General features: G+C 68.8%; 16 protein-coding genes and 2 pseudogenes. 7 read left to right on the forward strand and 11 right to left on the reverse strand.

Annotation, left to right across the window (positions count from 1 at the left end):
- The 4 genes from AC1DYX_RS12290 to AC1DYX_RS12305 form a co-directional block, all read right to left on the reverse strand.
- A partial coding sequence (locus tag AC1DYX_RS12290) for a hypothetical protein (RefSeq protein ID WP_477259085.1) occupies positions 1 to 649 on the reverse strand: 649 nt, incomplete at its 3' end.
- A gap of 135 nt (positions 650 to 784) precedes the next feature.
- Positions 785 to 1,249 (reverse strand): MarR family winged helix-turn-helix transcriptional regulator, encoded by a 465-nt coding sequence (locus AC1DYX_RS12295; RefSeq protein WP_477259086.1) that lies wholly within the window; start codon positions 1,247 to 1,249, stop codon positions 785 to 787.
- 88 nt (positions 1,250 to 1,337) lie between these two features.
- Positions 1,338 to 2,930, reverse strand: coding sequence for a GGDEF domain-containing protein (locus AC1DYX_RS12300; RefSeq protein ID WP_477259087.1), 1,593 nt, complete (start codon positions 2,928 to 2,930; stop codon positions 1,338 to 1,340).
- Between the two features lie 136 nt (positions 2,931 to 3,066).
- Positions 3,067 to 4,872, reverse strand: coding sequence for a sensor domain-containing diguanylate cyclase (locus AC1DYX_RS12305; RefSeq protein ID WP_477259088.1), 1,806 nt, complete (start codon positions 4,870 to 4,872; stop codon positions 3,067 to 3,069).
- 332 nt (positions 4,873 to 5,204) lie between these two features.
- Here AC1DYX_RS12305 and AC1DYX_RS12310 point away from each other — a divergent pair, with 332 nt between their 5' ends.
- From AC1DYX_RS12310 to AC1DYX_RS12320, 3 genes are read left to right on the forward strand one after another with little or no spacing between them, the layout of a single operon-like run.
- Positions 5,205 to 5,726, forward strand: coding sequence for a (2Fe-2S)-binding protein (locus AC1DYX_RS12310; RefSeq protein WP_477259089.1), 522 nt, complete (start codon positions 5,205 to 5,207; stop codon positions 5,724 to 5,726).
- Positions 5,723 to 6,745, forward strand: coding sequence for an FAD binding domain-containing protein (locus AC1DYX_RS12315; RefSeq protein WP_477259090.1), 1,023 nt, complete (start codon positions 5,723 to 5,725; stop codon positions 6,743 to 6,745). Before AC1DYX_RS12310 ends, AC1DYX_RS12315 begins: the two co-directional genes overlap by 4 nt.
- Positions 6,742 to 9,051, forward strand: coding sequence for a xanthine dehydrogenase family protein molybdopterin-binding subunit (locus tag AC1DYX_RS12320; protein ID WP_477259091.1), 2,310 nt, complete (start codon positions 6,742 to 6,744; stop codon positions 9,049 to 9,051). The genes AC1DYX_RS12315 and AC1DYX_RS12320 overlap by 4 nt, the downstream gene beginning before the upstream one ends.
- Before the next feature lie 54 nt (positions 9,052 to 9,105).
- Here AC1DYX_RS12320 and hisN read toward each other — a convergent pair whose 3' ends face one another.
- The 3 genes from hisN to AC1DYX_RS12335 all read right to left on the reverse strand — a co-directional run bounded on the left by hisN (position 9,106) and on the right by AC1DYX_RS12335 (position 13,444).
- A complete protein-coding gene (hisN, locus tag AC1DYX_RS12325; RefSeq protein WP_477259092.1) occupies positions 9,106 to 9,936 on the reverse strand; it encodes a histidinol-phosphatase in 831 nt (276 codons plus the stop codon).
- 346 nt (positions 9,937 to 10,282) lie between these two features.
- Entirely contained in the window at positions 10,283 to 12,856 is a 2,574-nt protein-coding gene (locus AC1DYX_RS12330; RefSeq protein WP_477259093.1) for a PAS domain S-box protein, read from the reverse strand.
- Between the two features lie 87 nt (positions 12,857 to 12,943).
- Entirely contained in the window at positions 12,944 to 13,444 is a 501-nt protein-coding gene (locus AC1DYX_RS12335; RefSeq protein WP_477259094.1) for a pilus assembly FimT family protein, read from the reverse strand.
- 358 nt (positions 13,445 to 13,802) lie between these two features.
- Between AC1DYX_RS12335 and AC1DYX_RS12340 the strand changes: the two genes are divergently transcribed.
- Positions 13,803 to 14,498 carry a GNAT family N-acetyltransferase gene (locus tag AC1DYX_RS12340; RefSeq protein ID WP_477259095.1) on the forward strand — a complete coding sequence of 232 codons (696 nt, stop codon included), beginning with the start codon at positions 13,803 to 13,805 and terminating at the stop codon, positions 14,496 to 14,498.
- Here AC1DYX_RS12340 and AC1DYX_RS12345 read toward each other — a convergent pair.
- Positions 14,477 to 14,764: pseudogene (locus AC1DYX_RS12345) on the reverse strand (GntP family permease); the annotation flags it as partial. The gene AC1DYX_RS12340 and the pseudogene AC1DYX_RS12345 overlap by 22 nt on opposite strands.
- 124 nt (positions 14,765 to 14,888) lie before the next feature.
- Here AC1DYX_RS12345 and AC1DYX_RS12350 point away from each other — a divergent pair.
- Positions 14,889 to 16,241, forward strand: a complete 1,353-nt coding sequence (locus AC1DYX_RS12350; protein ID WP_477259096.1) for an RNA-guided endonuclease InsQ/TnpB family protein — start codon at positions 14,889 to 14,891, stop codon at positions 16,239 to 16,241.
- Positions 16,242 to 16,243: 2 nt separating this feature from the next.
- Here the strand turns inward: AC1DYX_RS12350 and AC1DYX_RS12355 are convergent.
- Positions 16,244 to 16,723 (reverse strand): annotated as a pseudogene (locus AC1DYX_RS12355) (GntP family permease); the annotation flags it as partial.
- Positions 16,724 to 17,021: 298 nt separating this feature from the next.
- On the opposite strand from AC1DYX_RS12355, the gene AC1DYX_RS12360 reads away from it, so the two are divergent.
- The gene (locus AC1DYX_RS12360; protein WP_477259097.1) at positions 17,022 to 17,957 is read left to right on the forward strand and encodes a PAS domain-containing protein; all 936 of its coding nucleotides are present in this window, start codon (positions 17,022 to 17,024) and stop codon (positions 17,955 to 17,957) included.
- Positions 17,954 to 18,571: a flagellar cap protein FliD N-terminal domain-containing protein gene (locus AC1DYX_RS12365; protein ID WP_477259098.1), complete on the forward strand. Its 618-nt coding sequence runs from the start codon at positions 17,954 to 17,956 to the stop codon at positions 18,569 to 18,571. The genes AC1DYX_RS12360 and AC1DYX_RS12365 overlap by 4 nt, the downstream gene beginning before the upstream one ends.
- A gap of 187 nt (positions 18,572 to 18,758) precedes the next feature.
- Here AC1DYX_RS12365 and AC1DYX_RS12370 read toward each other — a convergent pair whose 3' ends face one another.
- Positions 18,759 to 21,059, reverse strand: coding sequence for a putative bifunctional diguanylate cyclase/phosphodiesterase (locus AC1DYX_RS12370; protein ID WP_477259099.1), 2,301 nt, complete (start codon positions 21,057 to 21,059; stop codon positions 18,759 to 18,761).
- Position 21,060: 1 nt separating this feature from the next.
- Positions 21,061 to 21,564 (reverse strand): hypothetical protein (locus tag AC1DYX_RS12375; RefSeq protein WP_477259100.1); only part of this gene is annotated, 504 nt, incomplete at its 5' end.

Consider the following 21,564-nt stretch of genomic DNA (forward strand, 5'->3'; position numbering starts at 1 on the left):
CGCCGTCCCGCGCGAGCGCGAGCGCGAGCGCGAGCGCGGGCGAGGCCACAGGCGCCGGGGCCGGCGGAGCAAGCCGGTCGAGCGCCGCACGGAACTGGTCGGCGGCGATGCTGTGCAAGCCTTCCAGGAACGCGACCTGCCCCACCGCGGGCGGCGCCATGTCGAGTCCGGATTCGTCGGCGAACGATGCGCCCATGCCGGGATGGATGAAGGCGGCCCAATGGCCGGTGACGCCGTTCAGGCACGGCGGCAGTTCGACGGGCATGCCGACGGTATCCGGTGACGGCAGCGTGTCCGGCCAGAGGCGCTCCAGACCGGCCACGAAACGTCCCGCCTCGGCCACGGGCACCGGGGCTTCCAGCGACAGCCACAGCACATAGCCGCCCGCGCTGGCGACGCTCACGGCCGGGGCCGGGAAGCCGAAGTCCGCCTGCAGGCCGTTCGCGACGGCGCACAGGCGCTCCCAGTGCTGGACATCCTCGCCGGCCGCCTTGCGGAACGGGAGCGCGATGGCGCGGATCAGCCCATCGCTCGATGCCAGCCCGACGGGATCGCATGGCCCGTCAGGTGCCCGTTGCGCCAGCGCCTGCGCGGCCGGGCTGCCCGGCAACAGGTATAGGCGCATCAATTCCGAAATCAATCTCTCCATGGCGTCCTCGATTCGAAGGCCGCCATTCTGACACAACGCGTTGGGTAACCAGGTGTTTCAGACATGCAGATATGGGCGCGATTGAATCGCGTACGACTTGCAAGACGCACGCCATCGCCATGCTGTCCCCCGCGCTCAGGCATGGTCGGCCAGCGTGCCGCGCAAGGTGTCGAGCTGGCGCTTGAGCGCGGCCAGTTCGGACGGCGTGCATCCGGTAGCGCACACGACGCCGTCGTAGATGGCGGTCGCCTCATGCTCCATCACCCGGCCGACGGGAGTCAGGCCGATGACGACCTGGCGCTCGTCGGTAGCGGAGCGGGTCCGGCTCACCAGCCCGGCCGCTTCCAGCCGCTTGAGCAGCGGCGTCAGCGTGGCCGAGTCCAGGAACAGCCGGGCGCCGATCTCGGACACCGTCTGCTCGTCCTTTTCCCACAGCACCAGCATCACGAGGTATTGCGGATAGGTCAGGTCCAGCTTGCGCAACAGCTTGCGGTACACCTTGTTCATCGCCAGGCCGGTCGAGTACAGCGCGAAACACAACTGGTCGTCGAGCACCGGGGTCCGCCTGCCGCGCCTGGCCGACGAGTCGTTCACTTCCATGGTTTCCATACGTCCCCCCGTATCGGGTCGGGATGTTTACAGTGTAGGCCTTTCCGCGGCCTTCAGGACGCACCGCAGGCAGCCAGGCTCACGTCGCGGCCTCGTCGCCCTCGCGCGCGACGACGCGGTTGCGGCCGCCCTCCTTCGCCTCGCACAGCAGCTGCTCGGCCACTTCCACCCAGGCCAGCGGATCGTTGCGCTCGGCCAGCGCCGGATGGCCCACGTACACGCCCATGCTGACGGTGACGCGGCCGGCCGGATTCTCGGGATGGCGCAGGTCCAGCGCGGCGATGGCAGCGCGGAGCGTGTCGGCCACCGCATTGGCGCCGGCGAGGTCGGTGTCGGCCAGAATGACGCCGAATTCTTCGCCGCCGTAGCGCGCGACCAGGTCGGCAGGACGGCGCGCGCCGTCGGCGATGGCGGCGGCCAGCCTGCGCAGGCAATCGTCGCCGCTCAGGTGGCCATAGCGCTCGTTGTACTGCCTGAAATGATCGACGTCCGCCATGATGAGGGCGAACGGCGCTCCGCTGCGGCGCGCGCGCTCGTACTCGCGCACGAGGCTGTCCTCGAACTGGCGGCGGTTGGCCAGGCCCGTCAGGCTGTCGGTGTCGGCCTGGTTTTCCAGCGAGGCATTGTGACGCCACAGCGATGCGCCCGCGCGGCGCAGGTCGCGCTCGAGCCGCTCGCGGATGCGGACCTGGCGTACGAGCACGGCGCCGCCGAATACCAGCAGCAGGATCGCGCCCGCGTCCAGCGCGGCCGTCTGCAGCATCATCGTGCGCCATCCGTCCAGGATCTCGTCGCGGGCCAGCCCGCAGGCAACGAACAGCGGAAAGCCGCGCAGGTGCCGGTAACTGTACATGCGCTCGATGTAGTCGATCTTCGGGGTCAGCATGCCCGAGCCGGCCGGGTCGTCGCGCTGGGCCAGTTCCCAGATGGTGCCGTCGCGGATGTCCATGCCGACCTGGTCATCGTGGAATGGACGCCGGTAGATCAGCGTGCCGTTGTCGAGCGCCAGCAGGATGGTGCCGCGCTGGCCCACGTCGAAGCTCTCGTAGAAGCGGCCGAACCAGGCGAGGTCGAGCGTGGCGAGCGCCACGCCGGCAAAGCTGCCGTCGGGCGCCTCGATGCGGCGCGACAGCGGCAGGATCCACGCGCCGGTCGAGCGGCTGCGCACGGGAACGCCCACGTGGGTGCCGCGTCCGTCATGCAGCAGGTGGTACTGGAAATACTCGCGGTCGAAATTATTGCCCTGCATGGGACGCGGCAGCGACGACGTCATCCACTTGCCGTCCGGCCCGTACACGAACAGGCCGCGCAATTCACCGGCATCGTGCATGATGCCCTGCAGGCGCTTCGTCAGGTGCCCGGTGGCGGCATCGTCCAGGCCGTCGTGCTCGACGCGCTCCACCATCTCGGACAGCACGGCGTCGCCCACCCGCATCGACGTCTCGGCCTGCGACGCCAGCGCCCGCACCATATTGGCCGTGACGATGCGGCTGTCCTCCAGCTGGGCGTGGTACGCGTGCCAGGCGCTCCAGCCCTGAAGGCCGGCCAGCAGCAGGCAGAACGACACGAGCAGCACGACGACGATCGCCGCCAGCGGACGGCGCGATGCAGCGGACGAGGCCGTGCCGACCTGTCCGGTAGTGGGAGCGGCGCTGTCATCGGCATTCTGCATGGGTGCGTCCCTCGAAACCCTTCAGCTCCAGCTTAGCCGCGTCGCGGCGCCGCGTCCATACGCGCATGGTGGTGGGCATGAACATGATGGCAGGACAGAAGGCTTGCCCGGCCTGCCGGCCACGATGGCCGGCCGGTCAGCCCGCCACGACCCGCACCGAGGCCGTGTTCCGGCCCGCGTGCTTGGACAGGTACATCGCCTCGTCGGCCGCGTGCGTCAGCACGGCCTGGTCCGGACGCGGGCTCCAGGCGATGCCGATGCTGGTCGTGACCTGCAGGGTGCGGCCATCGAGCGCGAACGGCGGGCGGATCGCCTCGAGCAGCTTGGCGGCGATGCGTTCGCATTCCAGCGGCGAGCCGACCTGCTCCAGCACGACGACGAATTCGTCGCCGGCCAGCCGGGCCACGGTGTCCGAGCTGCGCACGGCGGCGCCCAGGCGGCGCGCGAACTCGCGCAGCACGGTGTCGCCCACGGCGTGCCCGAGGCCGTCGTTGATCTGCTTGAAGTGGTCGACGTCGAGGTAGGCCAGTGCCAGCGGCGAGGCGCCGCGCCGGGCGCGCGCGATGGCCTGCGCCAGGCGCTCCTCGTAGCTGCGCCGGTTCGGCAGCCCGGTCAGGCAATCGGAATGCGCGAGCGCGTGCAGCTGGCGTTCGTATTCGCGCGCCGACGTGGCATCCGTCGACAGCACGTAGATGCCCTGCACGACGCCGTCGCGCATGTGCGGCAGATAGGTCGAACTGATCACGCGGGTGCGGCCGCGGCGCTCCTCTTCGATCTCCAGGTGCGACGCGTAGCCGGCCAGGCAACGCGCCAGCGCCTCGCGCCGCGGTGCGTAGAACGCCTCCCCCATCGCCTCGCACACGGTCTTGCCGAGCATGTCCGCCGGCTTCACGCCGAACCATTCGCGATAGCGCTCGTTGGCGAAGCGGTAGCGCAGGCCCGTGTCGGCGTAGGCGATCAGCGCCGGCACGTTGTCGGCGATGGTGCGCAGCCATTCCACGCTTTCGGCAAGGCGGGCGCGCGACAGATCCAGTTCCGTCACGTCCTTCAGCGCGACGACGGCACCCAGCGCCTCGCCGTCCGCGCCGTGCAGCGCACGTCCGCTCGCCAGCACGTGGCGCGGCGGGGTGCCCGGCGCATGGATCGTCATGCCGACGGTCGATACGCGCTCGCCGCGCAGTGCGCGCACGAGCGGGATCTGGTCCGGGGCCAGCGGCGTGATGCCGTCCTCGCCATACAGGTCGTAGCGCGCGGACCAGTCGGCCGGCGCCAGGCACGGATCGGCATCGACGCCGTGGATGTCGCGCGCCGCACGGTTGAACACGGTCAGGCGGCCGGCGGCGTCGCACGCGATCACGCCCACGTCCACGCTTTCCAGCACGGCGTCCAGCAGTTCCTGCTTCTGGCGCAACGCCTGTTCGAGGGCGGCTTTGCCGTCGTGCCGGCGCGCGGCCGACGGCACGTCGCGATTCAGTTCGTCCTGCACGAGCCGCGCCAGGTCGATCAGCATCCGTCGCTCGGCGGCGCCGAAGTCACGCGGCACCGTGTCGATGATGCACAGGGTGCCGAGCGGCTGGCCGTCCACGCTGTGCAGCGGCTGGCCGGCATAGAAGCGGATGTGCGGCGCGTCCGTCACGTGCGGGTGCGCCGCGAAACGCTCGTCGCGCAGCGTGTCGTACACGACCAGCATGTCGTCCAGGGCAATGGCATGGCTGCAGAAGGCAAGCGCGCGCGGGGTCTCGCGCCAGACGACGCCGACGTGCGACTTGAACCACTGGCGCTCGCGGTCGACGAGCGTCACGAGGGCGATGGGAACGCGGAATGCGGCCGCGGCGAGGCGGGTGAAACGATCGAACCGGTCTTCCTGGGGCGTATCGAGCATCCCCAGCGCGTGCAAGGCTTGTACGCGCGCTTCTTCTGCGAGTTCCTGTTGACTGAGCATGAGCATCCTTGCCTGGACGGCGAAGAAAGAACCGGCAGCGTCGCTGAACCGGGCGAAGCACGCAGCCTTGAAGGAAATTCTATCCGAATATCACGGCTGTGTGCGCCCAGGCCACGACCGTTGCACGGCAGGTACAGCCTGTGCCGTTATATAACTTTGAAACATTCTACAGTGAAATAATTGGCGAAAATTCACTTTTTATGCAAAAACCATCACGTGTGCTGCATAAATGGCACAGCCGGGCGGCCGGCGCGCGCACCAGCGTGTGTGATCTAACCGAACCGCCCTGTTCGAGTCCGTAAAGTGGAGCCTTCGCTCAACGAAGGACTGCCATGGACGCCTGCCAGCAGTACCCCATCCGCCTGCGCATCAATGGAAAGGAACGCGAGTTCCAGGTCGAAGCCTGGGTCACGCTGCTCGACCTGCTGCGCGACCGCGCCGGCCTGACCGGCACCAAGAAGGGCTGCGACCACGGCCAGTGCGGCGCCTGCACGGTGCTGCTGGACGGCCGCCGCGTCAATGCCTGCCTGACGCTGGCCGTGATGCAGGCCGGCCACGAGGTCACGACAATCGAGGGCCTGGCCGACTGCGGCGCGCTGCATCCGCTACAGCAGGCCTTCATCGACCACGACGCCTTCCAGTGCGGCTACTGCACGCCGGGCCAGATCTGTTCGGCGGCCGGCCTGGTCGCCGAGGGCCAGGCGCGCACGCGCGACGACGTGCGCGAACTGATGAGCGGGAATATCTGCCGCTGCGGCGCCTATCCCCAGATCGCGGATGCGGTGTGCGAGGTGATGGGCATCGCGCCCGCCGCACCGGGCGACGGCTGCACGACCGGGCCGGTGCTCGCATGAACCCGTTCGCCTTTACCCAGCCGCAGGACGTCGACGCCGTGCTGGCCGCCCTCGCCGCGCCGGGTGCGCGGCCCATCGCCGGCGGTACTAATCTGCTCGACCTGATGAAGGAGGGTGTCATGGCACCTTCCGCCCTCGTCGACATCAACCCGGTCGCCGCGGCGGGCCTCGACGGCATCGAGGAAGACGGCGCCGGCCTGCGCCTCGGCGCCCTCGCCCGCAACGCGGACACCGCCTGGCACCCGCTCGTGCGCGAGCGCTATCCCCTGCTGTCCGCCGCGATCCTGGCCGGCGCGTCTCCCCAGCTGCGCAACATGGCGACGAACGGCGGCAACCTGCTGCAGCGCACCCGTTGCGTCTATTTCTACGACGTGGGCACGCCGTGCAACAAGCGCGAGCCGGGCACGGGCTGTCCCGCCAAGGCCGGCATCAACCGCCAGCTGGCGATCCTCGGCACGAGCGAGCACTGCATCGCGACGCATCCGTCCGACATGTGCGTGGCCCTGCGCGCGCTCGACGCCACCGTGCACGTGCGGGCGGCGACCGGCGCGCGCACGATCCCGTTCGCCGACTTCCACCGGCTGCCGGGCGACCGGCCCGACGTCGACAGCACGCTGCAGCCGGGCGAACTGGTCACCCACATCACCCTGCCGGACGCGCGCCGCTTCGCCGGCCACAGCGCCTACATCAAGGTACGCGACCGCCTGTCGTACGCGTTCGCCCTCGTATCGGTGGCGGCCGCGCTCGACCTGGACGACGACGGCACCGTGCGCGCCGCCCGCATCGCGCTGGGCGGGGTCGCGCACAAGCCGTGGCGCGTCGAGGCTGCGGAAGACCTGCTGGCGGGCCGCCCCGCCGACGAAACCGCATCCGGGGAAGCCGCGGACCGCATCCTGCAGGGCGCGCGCGGCCATGGCCAGAACGATTTCAAGGTGCCGCTGGCGAGGAACGCCATCGTGCAGGCATTGACGACAGCCGCCCGCGGCACCCGCGTGGCCAGCCAGGGAGAAGCCGCATGACCGACCTGATCCCCGAACTGCGCACGCCGACGGCGCCGGAAGGCACGGGCCGCGTGCGCAGCGGCATGGCCGTCCCGCGCGTCGACGGCCGCGCCAAGGTCACGGGCGCGGCCCATTACGCGGCCGAGGTGCCGGCGCCGGATCTCGCGCACGGCGTCGTGGTCGGCAGCACCGTCGCGCGCGGCCGCATCAAGGCGATAGCCACGGAGGCCGCGCGCACGGTGCCGGGCGTGATCGACGTGATCACGCACGAGAACCGACCGAAGATGCGCACGTACGACCTCGCGTACAAGGACATGACGGCGCCCGGCGGCTCGCCGTTCCGGCCCCTGTTTTCCAGCCGCGTGTTCTGGAGCGGCCAGCCGGTGGCGCTGGTCGTGGCCGACACGTTCGAGGCCGCGCGCCACGCCGCGCGCCTCGTGCGCGTCACCTACGACATCGAGGAGCACGACACCGCCCTCCTCGCGCGCCTGGGCAATGCCTATCAACCGCGCCCGATGAAGGCCGGCTTCACGCCACCCAGCTCGAAGGGCGATGCCGCCAGGGCGTTCGACGAGGCGCCGGTGAAGATCGACGCCGAGTACTACAACGCGGTCGAGCACCACAATCCGATGGAGATGTTCGCCTCCACCGTGGTCTATGGCGAGGACGGGCACCTGACCGTCTACGACAAGACCCAGAGCTCGCAGAACAGCCGCTGGTATGTGTCGCACGTGTTCGGCCTGTCGAAGGACAAGGTCACGGTGCGCAACCCGTATGTGGGCGGCGCATTCGGCTCCGGCCTGCGTCCGCAATACCAGCTGCCGCTGGCCGTGATGGCGGCGCTGAAGTTGAAGTGCTCCGTGCGCGTGGTTCTCACGCGCCAGCAGATGTTCAGCTTCGGCCACCGCCCCGAGACCTGGCATCGGGTCAGGCTGGCGGCCGACCGCGACGGCAAACTGCAGGCCGTGTGGCACGAGGCGGTGCAGGAGACGTCGCGCCTGGAAGATTATGTAGAAGTCGTCGTCAACTGGTCCGGGCAGGCGTACGCGTGCGACAACATCCACCTGGGCTACAAGCTCGTCGAACAGGACCGTGCGACGCCGATCGACATGCGCGCGCCCGGCGCCGCTCACGGCGTGCACGCGCTGGAAGTGGCGATGGACGAACTGGCGTACGCCCTGCGCATGGATCCGCTGGCATTCCGCCTGAAGAACTACGCGGAGCACAACCACCTGGAAGACAAGCCGTTCTCCAGCAAGGAGCTGCGCCAGTGCTACCGGCTCGGCGCCGAGCGCTTCGGCTGGAAGGACCGTCCCATCGAACCGCGCTCGATGCGCGCGGGCGACGAGTTGATCGGCTGGGGCATGGCGACCGGCATCTGGGATTCGCTCGTGCTGGTGGCGCGCGTGTCGGCCGTACTGCATGCGAACGGCCACCTCGTCGTATCGAGCGCCGCATCCGACATCGGCACCGGCACGTACACGGCGATGGCGATGATCGCCGCCGAACGCCTCGGCCTGCCGCTCGAACGGGTGACATTCCAGCTGGGCGATTCCACGCTGCCGCTGGCGCCGGTGGAAGGCGGCTCGTCGCACGTGACGACGGTGGGCGGCGGCGTGGCCGGCGCCTGCGACAAGCTGAAAACCACGCTGTTCAAGCTGGCGCAGGGGCAGAAGGATTCGGTTTTCAAGGGCCTGAAGGCGAAGGACGTCGAATTCGCCGACGGCCGCATCCACCTGCGCGGGCGGCCGGACGAGGGCGTGGCGCTCACCGGGCTGCTGGAACAGGCGGGCCGCGACCGGGTCGAGGAAAAATTCCTCATGACGCCGCAACTGCTCAAGCAGCGCAAGTATTCGCGCGCCGTGCACTCGGCCGTCTTCGTCGAGGTGCGCGTGAACGAACGCCTGGGCATGGTGCGGGTCACGCGCGCCGTCAGCGCAGTCGCGGCCGGCCGCATCATCAACGCCAGGACGGCCGCAAGCCAGGTCAGCGGCGCCGTCGTGTGGGGCATCAGCCAGGCGCTGCATGAAGAGACGGTCACGGACCAGCGCCTGGGACGCTTCATGAACCACAACCTGGCCGAATACCACGTGGCGGCCAACGCGGACATCCACGACATCCAGGTCATCTTCGCCGACGAGGAAGACCGCATCGTCAGCAGGCAGTTGGGCGCCAAGGGCGTGGGCGAGATCGGCATCGTGGGCGTGGCGGCGGCCGTCGCCAACGCCATCTTCCACGCCACGGGCAAGCGCCTGCGCACGACGCCCATCACGCCGGACAAGATCCTGCTGGGCGATCACGAGGTGCCTGCAAAAAAAACTTGACCGGGCCCTTGTACGTCACGCGTGGGCACAGGGTGCCCACCCTACGGCCGACCACTACGTAGGGTGGGCACCCTGTGCCCACGCGGACGTTTGCGATGTGTTTGCGTTGCACAACTCGCGCATCAACTGTGCGTGCAGACGCCGATCGCCGCACGCCAGCACCGTGCCGCCGTGCTGAACATCGCCGCCGTCCCACGCCGTGATCACGCCGCCGGCCCCTTCGATGATCGGCACCAGCGCCTGCACGTCCCACGGCTGCAGCCCGGCCTCGATGACGGCGTCGACGAGCCCTGACGCCAGCATGCAATAGGCGTAGCAATCGCCCCCGTAGCGCAGCAGCCGCGCCTGGCCGGCCGCGGCGTCGAAGGCGATGCGCTGGGCGGGGTCGAAGATGTCGGGCGACGTGCACATCACGTACGCGTCGGCCAGTTGCGCGCAGGGCCGCGTGTGCAGCACATGCCCGCCGTTCCACGCGCATTGCGTCGTGCCGACGAAGCGCTCGCGCGTAAAGGGCTGGTTCATCACGCCCAGCACCGGGCGCGTGCCGTCGTTCAGCGCGATCAGCGTGCCCCACAGCGGCAGTCCGAGGAGAAATGCCTTGGTCCCGTCGATGGGGTCGAGCACCCACGTGAGGCCGGTGCTGCCCTTCTGTGCGCCCTCTTCTTCGCCGAGGATGCCGTGCTCGGGATAACGGGCCAGGATCAGTGCGCGCATCACGCGCTCGGCGCCGCGGTCGGCCGCCGTCACCGGGTCGAAGCCGTGCGCGCTCTTGTTCCGGGCGCCGCCGGTGGCGCGGAAATGCGGCAGGATCGCGCCCGCCGCCGCATCGGCCAGCTCGTTGGCGAAGTGGAGGTATTCCTCGAATTCGGTGGCATCGATGGGCATGGGCGATCCTCGTCGGTGCGCGGCACGGTGCCGCTTTCCCGCATACTACCGCGATCCCGCGCCGGCGTGGATAAATACGCAGGTCTCGCCATCATCGGGCACGCGCACGCGTGCGCACGCGACAGCATTTCCGCGCGGCGCTGCAGACGTCGCCGGCGGCGTACCGCAAGGCGTTCCGCGAGCAGTCGGTCAACGCGACATAGCTCGTAGGGTGGGCAGCTCCACCGATCACGGCAGCGCCGTCGATATGCTCGCGCTGCCCACGCGGTGATTGTTGGCGGCTCCGGGTTCGTGCGCGATATCGGAGCCGCCAACTATCGACGCGTGGACGACGGAGCCGTCCACCCTACCGGTTCACCCCCAGCCACGCATGCAGCATGTCCAGGTCAACGGGCTTGGTGAGGTGAAAATCGAACCCGGCCCCGCGCGTGCGTTCACGGTCGCGCTCCTGCCCCCACCCCGTCAACGCGACGATGCGCACGCTCGCCAGTGCCGGATCGGCGCGGATGCGGCCTGCCACCTCGAACCCGTCCATGTCGGGCATCCCGAGGTCCAGCAGCACCACGTCGGGACGCTGGCCACGCAGCGCGGCCAGCGCCGCCGGACCGTCGTACACGGCACGCGCCTGGGCGCCATCCGCTTCGAGCAGCATGGCAAGCGTGTCGGCCGCGTCCCGGTTGTCGTCCACGACGAGGATGCGCTGGCCGGCCAGCGGCGCGCTGCCGCCACCACCCGCCGCGTCGCCCGCGTGCGCGTCGTCGTGCGCCTCGGCCAGCGGCAGGCGCACGATGAATTCGCTGCCATGCCCCGCCCCCGCGCTCTTCGCCTCGACGGTGCCGCCATGCATCTGCACGAGACTGCGCACCATGGCGAGCCCGATCCCGAGCCCGCCCTGGCCGCGCCCGGCCGCGCGGTGCGCCTGGGTGAACATGTCGAACACTTCCGGCAGGTGGCCGGGCGGGATGCCGATGCCGTTGTCGCGCACCGTGATCTCGACCTGGGCGCCGCTGCGTCGCGCCGTGAGGTCGATGCGGCCGCCCTGGTCGGTGTACTTGGCGGCGTTGTTCAGCAGGTTGGCCAGCACCTGCGTGAGGCGCACGCTGTCCGCATGGAGCGTGAGCGGCTCGTCGGGCAGGCTGACCTCGAGGTGGTGATGATTCTGGTCGATCAGCGGCCGGCTCGTCTCGACGGCGCCGTGCACGACGTCGTCCAGCAGCAGCAGTTGCAGATGCAGCTCGATCTTGTCGCGCGTGATGCGCGAAATCTCCAGCAGGTCGTCCACGAGCTTGACCATCTGGCGCACCTGGCGCCCCAGCATCTCGACGAGGCGGTCGGAGCGGCGGCGGCCGTCCGGATGGCGCAGCAGGTGCACCGCGTTGCTGATCGGCGCGAGCGGGTTGCGCAGTTCGTGTGCCAGCACGGCCAGGAATTCATCCTTGCGGCGGTCGGTTTCCTTCAGCGCCTGCTCGGCCAGCACGGCATCCGTGATGTCGAGCGAGGCGCCGACGTGGCCGGCGTAGCGGCCATCCGGCGCGAACAGCGGTTGCGCGTAATTGTCGAACCAGCGCCACTGGCCGTCGTGGCGCCGCACGCGGTCGAGGTTGCGCCAGGGCTGGCGCTGGCGCACGGCGTCCATGTAGTCGGCGATGTACGCGGGCGCGTCGTCCGGGTGCACCAGCTCCTGCCAGCCCGAACCCAGCACGGCCTCGTGCGGCCTGCCCGTGAAGTCGAGGTAGTACTGATTGACGAAGACGTTGCGGCCCTCGTCGTCGTTCTGCCAGATCAGCACGGGCGCCGCGTTGGACAGCGTGCGGAAACGCTCTTCCGACGCCCGCAATTCCGCCTCGAACCGCTTGCGCACCGTGATGTCCTGCACGATGTTCACGGCGCCGCTGATCCTGCCCGCGAGGTCGCGCAGCGGCGTGATGTTGAGCAGGACGTCGATGCGGGTGCCGTCCGGCCGCTCGATGGCCAGTTCGCGGTCGACGACGGGCTCGCCGCTGGTGAGCACCTCGTGCAGCGGTGCCGTGAAATTGGCCAGCGGGTGGCCGTGCGCGACGCAGGCGTCCGGCCCCCAGCAGGCCGGCGTCTGGCCCGGCGCTCCTCCGCACAAGCGGTCCGCGCAGGCGTTGTGGAACACGACGGCCCCCGATTCGTCGCAGGCGACGACGCCGGCGGGAATGGCGCCGATCAGGTCGCGGTAACGCTGTTCGCTGGCGCGCAGCGCGTCGTCGGCTTGCAGGCGCTGGGCGATCTCGTGCTCGAGCATGCGGTTGTGTCCGGCCAGCACGCGCGTGCGCTCCTCGGCCGCCAGCACGAGCTCGCGCCGGCTCTCCGCCGTTTCTTCCAGCGCGACGATGGCCTGGTAGGCGGCCGCCGCGAAGTCGGCCAGGTTGCGCAGCACGCGCGCATCCTCGGCGTCGAACTGGCGGTCGGGGCGGTGGCTGATGACCCACACGGTGCCGACCGCGCGTCCATCCGCCGTCCACGGCACGAGCAGGTTCTCGACCATGGGCGGTTTGAAGCCGACCATTGCCTCGAAGCGGCGCTCGCCATGCCGCATCAGCATCGTTTGATTGCGTTCGACCACCACGCCACACGGGCTGGTGTCGTAATCGATCGTGCCGCCCAGGTGGTCCGCGAACAGCCCGGCCGCCGCGTGCCAACGGAAGAACTGGCGCCCGTCCTGCTCCTCGAGCAGGCTGATGCCGGCCGAGTCGGCGTCGCACAATTCCATGACCAGCTCGGCCAGTTTCTGCGGCACGCCGTGCGGATCGATGGCCAGTTGCCGGGCGAGCGCGGCCATGGCCCGGTTCTCGGCCGCATGATCCGGCGCCCGGCGTGGACGCCGCTCCAGTTCCGCCGTGATGAATACGTCGTCGACGCAGCAGGGCGTGGCGATTGAGGAATGGATCTCCATTGAGGCAAACGGAAAGTTGAAGCCTCCATGCTACCGAAAAGCCCAGCGGTGCGGCGCGCCGGTGCATTGCATGCGCAATCAAGCGGTTCAACAGCCGCTGGTATTCACCTTAACAATGGGAACACCGGTGCCGTTATACGTGTATTGCACGGAACATTGCATCGGTGTGGGCGCGTTCTCGATCCGCCACCCTGCATCGCCGTTCGGCAATTTGTTGTTGCCGAAGCCGTAGAACGTATAGCCATCGACCTGGACTGCCGCGGTCGACCGATAACAGCCGCCGGCCGGAACGGTCATGCCTTGCAGGACTGGGCCGATCCCATCGCACCATCGATCGGGATAACCATTCCAGACACGCAATTGGGTGTTGGCGTCCATATCGACGAACGTCAGGTTGACAATGCCGGCCGGCGTGCCCGCGCCGCGGATCGCGGTAAGCGACCTGGTCATGCTGATTCCCGTCCTGACCGAGCCGGCCAGCGCATTGAGCGACGAAACACGGGCCGACGCGTCCAGGTCGACAAATTTCGGCAAGGCGACCGCCGACAGAACGCCGAGAATGACGATCACGACGATCAGTTCGATCAACGTAAAACCTTGGGCACGTACCTGGGCGACACGGGTCGGATTTCGATGCATGGCGAGACGGCGATTTGTGGCGATACCGGAAGCAGACTTGCTTTCCACAAGGAAACAATATTTTCAATATATCCACGTGACTGTATTTTGACCATCATCGGGTTTGCAGGCGTTGTAATTGCGCGCATGGCTGGCCTGCCGCGCCCGGCCCGATGCACCCACCCGCCCGTGGCGTTTGCGCTAACATACGGTCGAGAGCGACTCCGGAACAGGCCATGGAACTTGAACTGATTTCGCGCCGGCCCGCCCGGCAGGACGCGGCGCAACCGCTGCTGGACTGGATCCTGCGCCTTCCGGCCTGACGACCATGACGCACCCGCTCGACAACATCTTCTGGAACTGCCTGAACGGCCCGCACCAGCACCTCTCCGCCGGCACCGACCGCGCGCGCCGCTACGCGCCGGGCTTTTCGCCCATCGTCGGCTTCCCCGATCCGCACGATCCCGACTTCGCCGCCCTGCGGCCGTTCTGCAGTCCCGGCGAGCAGTTCTATTGCGACGCCTGGTCCGGCCCGGCACCGCAAGGATGGCGCATCGACGTCGAGGCCACCATGTTCCGCCTCGTGTGGGATGGCCGTCCCGGCCCGGCCGACGATCCCGCCCCGGACGCCGTCGCGCTGGGCCCGGAACACGTGGACCAGGCGATGGCGCTGGCCATGCTGACGCGTCCCGGCCCGTTCGGCCCGCGCACGATCGAGCTGGGCGACTACTTCGGCATCTTCGACGACGGCCGCCTGGTGGCGATGGCCGGCGAACGCATGGCCGCCGCCGGCCTGCGCGAGGTCAGCGGCGTCTGCACGCATCCCGACTTCCAGGGCCGCGGGCTCGCCAGGCGCCTGATGCTCAAGCTCGTCGGGCGCCAGCTGGCGCGCGGCGAGACGCCGTTCCTGCATGCGATGAGCGCCAACCGGCGGGCCCACGATCTCTACCTCGGCATGGGCTTTCGCGATTATTGCGAGACGGTCGTGCGGGTCGTCGCGCCCTACACCAGCCCGGTCGCGTAGTAGAACCCGATCACGAAGAACACGGCCAGCGTCTTGATGACGGTGACGGCGAAGATCTCGCGATACGATTCCCTGTGCGTGAGGCTCGTCACCGCCAGCAGCGTGATGACGGCGCCGTTGTGCGGCAGCGTGTCCATGCCGCCGCTGGCCATCGACACCACGCGGTGCAGCACTTCCAGCGGAATCTGCGCGGCGTGCGCGCCACGGATGAACAGGTCCGACATCGCGGCCAGCGCGATGCTCATGCCGCCCGACGCGGAGCTGCTACCTGGTACTCGGTTTGATGCTCGAATGTGTTGGTACGTGCACCCATCGCGCACATTCTCTGATGACATTGGAACTTGTTCAGCATGCTTCGGTCCAACGCCCTACTGAACGGAATCCACGATCGTGCTCCTTTCCCACAACATCCGCCTCGACCCGACGCCTGCGCAGCGCGATTATTTYGCGCGCGCKGCCGGTACCGCRCGYAGGGTYTGGAACTGGGCGCTSGCCGAGTGGAACCGCCAGGTCGCCGYCGGCCAGRAACCRAATGCGATGGCACTGAAGAAGCAGTTCAACGGCATCAAGTACTCGGAYCCGGACTGGCTGGACGACGATGGCCAGCCCTGGTTGCGCACCATTCACCGTGACGCCCATGCGCAGCCTTTCGTGAATCTCGCGAAAGCATGGTCCCGCTACTTCGCCCAACGTCGCACAGGCCAACTGGCGCACCGACCGCGTTTCAAGAAGAAAGGGCGTTGTCGCGATGCGTTCTACCTTGCCAACGATAAATTCCGCATTGAAGGGATGGAAGCCGTGTTGCCGAAGATCGGTCGCGTGCCGTTGCGCGAGCGTCTGCGCTGGCCCGGCAGGATCATGGGAGCAAGCGTCGGACGCCACGCCGACCACTGGTATCTGGCGGTGCAGGTCGAGGTGCCGGATCACGTCGCGCGCCTGCGTCGCACGGCTGACGGCGTTATCGGCGTCGACCTGGGCGTGAGCACGGCCGCTACCCTATCGAACGGCGAGAAGATCGCGGCACCGCGTCCGCTCGCTGCGGCCCTGCGACGCCTGCGCATCCGTTCGCGGCGCCAGTCACGCAAGCTGGAAGCGGCCAGGAAAACTTTCGGCATCAAAGGACCGATCCCGAAAGGCACACGGCTGCCGGTATCGAAGAACCGAACGTGTGGCGCCCGTGCGCTGGCGCGGCTGCACGCGCGCATCGCCCGCGTGCGGAACGATTTCATGCACAAGCTGACCACCCGGTTGTGCCGCGAGAATCAGGCAGTCGTGATCGAGGACTTGAACGTGCACGGAATGTTGGCCAATGCCCGTCTGGCGCGCGCGATCTCCGACGTCGGCTTTTATGAATTCAGGCGCCAGTTGCAGTACAAGTCCACGCGCTACGGTACCCAACTCGTGCTGGCGGACCGCTGGTATCCATCGAGCAGGCTGTGTTCGGCGTGCGGCCACCGATACGCCGCGCTAAGTCTGGGGGGACGTACCTGGACCTGCTCCGAGTGTGGCACGCACCACGACCGCGATGTGAACGCGGCGATCAATCTGCAACGGCTCGTCACCGGCGCCCATGCGGCGCAAACGGCGCTACCCGAGGCGAGCCGGGCGGTGACGCCGGGCACTGCCGCCGGCGATGGGCCGGCGGGAGGCGGGAAAGTAACGCCTGTCAGGCACGAGCACGGTCAGCAGGACGGCTCGGGGCAGGAAGAGAACGCTGCACACGTGTGCGCACGTTTTCGATAGCAGCCCGTGATGCCGGCGAGCGAATTCACCGAGACGGACGCGTTGACGAGCGGTTCGGGATGCTTTTCAGAGCGTCGCTGACGACGATGAAGCCGGGCTGCGCGGCGATCACGCCGCCGAAACCGTATTCCGACGCCGTGTTCATCGCGGCCAGCAGCGCCCCGCCGACGGCCGCCTTCGCCCGGTCCGCGAAGCGACTTGCCACGCGGCGGAACGCCGTCAGGATCACGACGACAATCCCAGCAGCAGCGCCGCTTCCACCGCCCAGATCGCGACGACCGTCTTGATCGTGGCTGTGGCAGGATCTCGGCCGGCACCGTGTAGGCGTCGCCATACCATTGCGGGATCTGGCGCGTCAGGATGAAGTTCGCCACACCCATGACGACGAGCGGCAGGATCGCCAGCGCAGGGGGCGGCAGCGCTGACGCCGTGCCGCATTCCGGCTCGTTGACGAGCAAGGTGCGATAGCCCTCACCGCGGGCACATTTGCCTCCTCTGCTTTATGGCCGACCCGGCAGCGGATTATTATCGACTTTGCAAATTCGTGAAATACCTAAAGTTACGGTCGCCCGCCGCGCCCGGTGATGTTGCAGCGCCACATATTAATGCGCTCAAATCACTATGTTCCCTCTCAAACAGCCACACCCACACCCGCATACGTTGATGATTTCGCAAGGTCAATGATATTTTTGGAACTGATAGTCTATGATTGTTAAATTTCGTTCGTGAATTACGTCACCTTCGAGGATTCCCGTGCCCGTGGTCAGTGCAGAGCTTCTGATGATGTGGATGCCGCTCGCAGCGGTCATCGCCATTCTCCTGGGCCGGCAGCAGCAACGCCTGGTGACCCTCGACCGTGAGGTGGCGGACCTGCGCCGCGCCGCCCTCGAGATGGAAGCGATGCTGGAGCACGTGCCGGTGGGCGCGGCGGTGCTGGATTGCGACCTGCGCTATGTGCGCCTGAACCGCCTTTTGGCCGAGATGAACGGCCTGGCCATCGAAGAACACATCGGCAAGTCGATCCACGACGTCATACCGGACGTGGCGCCGGCGGCCGAAGGCCCCATCCGCCAGGTCATGCAGACCGGCCAGGCGCTCCTCGGCCTGACGTTCGAAGGCACGACGGCCGCCCATCCCACCGTGCGCCGCGCCTGGCGCGCAGACTTTTATCCGCACTACGACCGCGACCGAAACCTGCTGGGCGTGACGCTCACCGTCGTCGAAACCAGCGAACAGCAGCGGCTTTCGAACGCCCTGCGCGACAGCGTGCGCCGCGAGCAACGCCGCACGTCCGAGCTGGAAGGCMTGATGCAGGCCGCCCCCGCCGCGCTATGCATCGCCAGCGACCGCGAATGCCTGCGCGTCAAGGCGAATCCCGCCGCCGAACGCCTGCTGCGCCTGCGCCGCGGCGACAGCCCGTCGCTGAGCGGCCCCGGCGAGGGCGCCTTCGCCGTGTACGCCGGCGCCACCCAGCTGGCCTTCGACCAGTTGCCGCTGCAGCGCGCCGCCACCGGCGAAGAGATCCACGACGAGGCGCTGACCTTGCGCTTCGCCGACGACGACGAATTGCACCTCATCGTCAGCGCCCTGCCCCTGCGCGACGACACCGGCGAGATCGTCGGCGCCGTCGCCGGTTTCGTCGAAACGCCGGTGTTGACGGCCGATGCAACCGTGGTCCATCATGCGGACGACACGTGCATGAACCAGCAGGCATGACCACCATTCCTTCCACGACCCTGTCCAACCTGTACGGCACCACCGTGCAGGCGCTGGCCGCGCGCAATGCGGGCCTGCAGGGCCTCGACGCGCAGATCCGGCGCGACGACGCGCGCCTGTCCACGCTGGGTCGCCTCGCGAACGTGCTGGATGACGTGAAATCCGTCGCCGGCGCGCTCGCCGCCGGCGGCCTGAAAGTGGCGGTACAGGTCGACGGCAAGGCCCTCGATGCGCGCATCACGGCACCCGGCGCGGCGGCCGGCACGCACAAGGTGGAAGTGAAGCAGCTGGCCCGGGCGCAGCAGCTCGTGACCGTGCAGGTGCCGGCCACCAGCACGACCATCGGCAGTGGCGCACCGACCGTCGTCAAGGTCGAAACGGGCAGCGGCACGAAGACTCTCCGCATCGGCGCCCCCGACAATACGCTGGACGGCATCGCCGCCGCGTTCAAGGCGGCCGGCGTGGATGCGCAACTCGTACCAGGCAACAAGGGCGTCGCGCTGCGCCTGACCGGCCAGCCCGGCGCCGCGAACGCCATGCGCATCGACGTCTCCGGCGACCCCGCCCTGCAGGCGCTGCTGGCCTGGCGAGCGCCGCGCTGGATGCGCTGGTGACCGTCGACGGCAAGACCGTCACCGGCACGGGCAACCGCTTCAGTAGCGCCCCCCCGGCGTCACGCTCGACTTCAAGGCCGTCGGCACCAGCACCGTGACCGTGTCGGGGGACGGCGCCAGCTCGCTGTTCGGCACGACGAGCGGCGGACGGCCGCCATCGGCATTCGATTTGCTCGCCTGAACCTCTTCAGACCGTTGTCCTGGCCGCGAAACCGGCCAGCCATTCTTCCAGCTGCGCCGCCGCCATCGGCCGGCCGATGCCATAGCCCTGCGCGATGTCGCAGCCGTGCTCGCGCAGCCAGCGCAGCTCGGCCAGCGTCTCCACGCCTTCCGCGACGACGGTGAGGCCCAGCGCGTGGCTGAGCATGATGGTCGACTCCACGATGGCCGCGTTGCGCGGCGACTCCGTGATCGCGGTGATGAAGCTGCGGTCCAGCTTCAGTTCGTCGACGGGCAGGCTTTTCAGGTAGGCCAGCGATGCCTGGCCGACGCCATAGTCGTCGATCGACAGCTTGATGCCCAGCCCGGCCAGTTCGTCCAGGTGCGCCTGCGCCAGCGCCGGATCGTCCATCAGCGCGCTCTCCGTGATTTCCAGGCACAGGCGGCGCGCCGGCACGGCGTGGCGTTCCAGCAGGTCGCGCACGCGCCGGCCCAGGTGCGGGTCGAGCAGGTCCAGCGTGGACAGGTTCGCCGACACGGCGACATCGAGCCCCGCCGCATGCCACACGGCGGCCTGGCGCACGGCCGTCTCCAGCACCCAGGGCGTGATCTCGCGGATGAACCCTGTCTGCTCGGCGAACGGAATGAAGCGCGCGGGCGGGATGCTGCCGCGCACCGGATGCTGCCAGCGCAGCAGCGCCTCCACCGCCACGATGCGGTCGCTGCCCAGCGCCAGCTTGGGCTGGTACGCGAGCGTGAATTCGCCGGCCTGCAGCGCGCGCCGCATGTCGCCGATGAGGGACAACTGCTCGTGCGCCGGCTCGCCGCCCGTATCGAGCGCGAACGCGACGCCGGCATGGCGGCGCTTGGCGGCGCCGAGAGCCAGTTCCGCGCGCCGCAACAGCGTGCCCGCATCGAGGCCATCGTCCGGATACAGGGCGATGCCGACGCTCGCCTCGATGTCGAGGCGCTGGCCGTCCAGCGTGACGGGATCGCGCAGCGCTGCCAGCACGGCGTCGGCGAAACCGAGCGCGGCGTCATGGTCCGCCCCCTCCAGCAGGAACGCGAACTGGTCGGCCCACAGGCGCGCCAGCATACCGCCCTGCGGCACCAGCGGCTCCAGCTGGCTCGCCACGGCGCGCAGCAGGCGGTCGCCGACGACGTGGCCCAGCGCATGGTTGATGAGGGCGAAGCGGTCGACGTTCACGACCAGCACGGCCGCGTCCGCGCCGGGCGTGAGGCGGGCGAAGGCGTCCAGGAAGCGCGTACGGTTCGGCAGGTCCGTGAGGCCGTCGACATACGCCAGCCGCGCGATGCGTTCCTCGCGGCTGGCGATCTCCGTGCGCATCTGCTCGAAGCTGCCGGCCAGTTGGCCGATCTCGTCGCCCTGCGCCGGCGGCAGCGGTTGCGCATAGTCGCCCAGCGCGATGCGGCGCGCGGCGGCCGACAATTCGTTGAGCGGCCGGACGATGCGCCCGGACAGCATCAGGCTGCCCAGCGCGAACACGCCCACCGCCCCGACGATCACGACCAGCAGACGTCCCTGCAACTGTCCGAACGGCGTCTGTACCTGGGCCATGGACAACTGCAGCACGGCCTCGATGCCGCCGTCCAGCGGCACGCGCGTTGCCGCGTAGTGCGCGCCGCCGGCGTCGATGTCGCTGCTTCTTGTCACCAGCGCGTCCGCCAGCATGGGCCGCTGCGCGGGCGGCGCGGACGACGCGAGCAGGCCCGGCGTCCCGACGCGCACAACGTGCACACCGAGGCCCGTCACGTCGGCCATGTCGCGCGCCCAGCGGTCGTCCACCTGGAAGCCCATCGCCACCCAGGCGATGCGCGTGGGCGCCATGATCGGCACCAGCACCACCTGGTACAGCTGGCCGTTGCGCATCTGGCGGAAGCCCGCGCTGCGGCCGGCGCCTTCCGCCGCGGCAAGCAGGTCGGGGAACGGGAACGGCTCGCCGGCCGTGGCGCGCTGGGTGCTGGCGATCATCCGGCCGTCCGTACCGGTGACCATCATCACCTGGGCGTGGATGCGCTGGCCGTGGTTGCGGATCACGGAGCGCACGGTGGGCTGGTCCTGCGTGGCGATCGCCTCGCGGAATGCGAAGTCGGCGGCCAGGACAAAGGCGGCCGTCTCGAGCTGGCGCTGGTTCTGGTCGAGCAGGCGCTGGAAGACCCGGGCGCCGACGGCCAGTTCGCGCTGCGTCTCGTGCCCGACGATGCGCGCGCTGCTGCTGTGGACGAGGGCCAGCACCAGCCCCATCACCAGCACCAGCAGGCCGACGAAGACGATGGCAATCCGGTGCCGCAGCGATCGCGATGACATGTCAGTACCGGTCTGGATCGTCCACGTGCGGCCGGGGCGTGCGCGGACGCGCGTCGAGCACGAGGGTCAGGCGTTCCGGGCTGTCGTCCACGTCGATCTCGCCGACGTTTTTTTCCGCTGCGGGTGCCGCCTTCTGCAGCGGATGCCACAACCGCACGCGGTAGCGCCCAGCCGGTACGCCGGCAATGGTGGCGCGGCCGTCCGCGCCGGTGCGCGCAAACCAGGGCGTGTCGACGACCAGCACATGGGCCTCCATCCAGTCGTGGATGTTGCAGCCGATGTCGACCTGGCCCGGCTTGTCGAACACGATGGGCTGGCCCGGCTTGCCGGCATACAGCTTGATCTCGAAGCGCTTCGGCTCCGAGAACGAATATACGTGGTGGCGGATCGTGTCGTTGTTGGGGAAGTCGACGCTGGTCCCGGTCTGCACGACGGTGACCCACGGGATGAATTCGCGTCCGCGCTGTTCGACGGCCGCGTGCGCGGCCGGTGCGCGGGCGTGCGG

The organism is Massilia sp. P2_C2 (assembly GCF_056404615.1).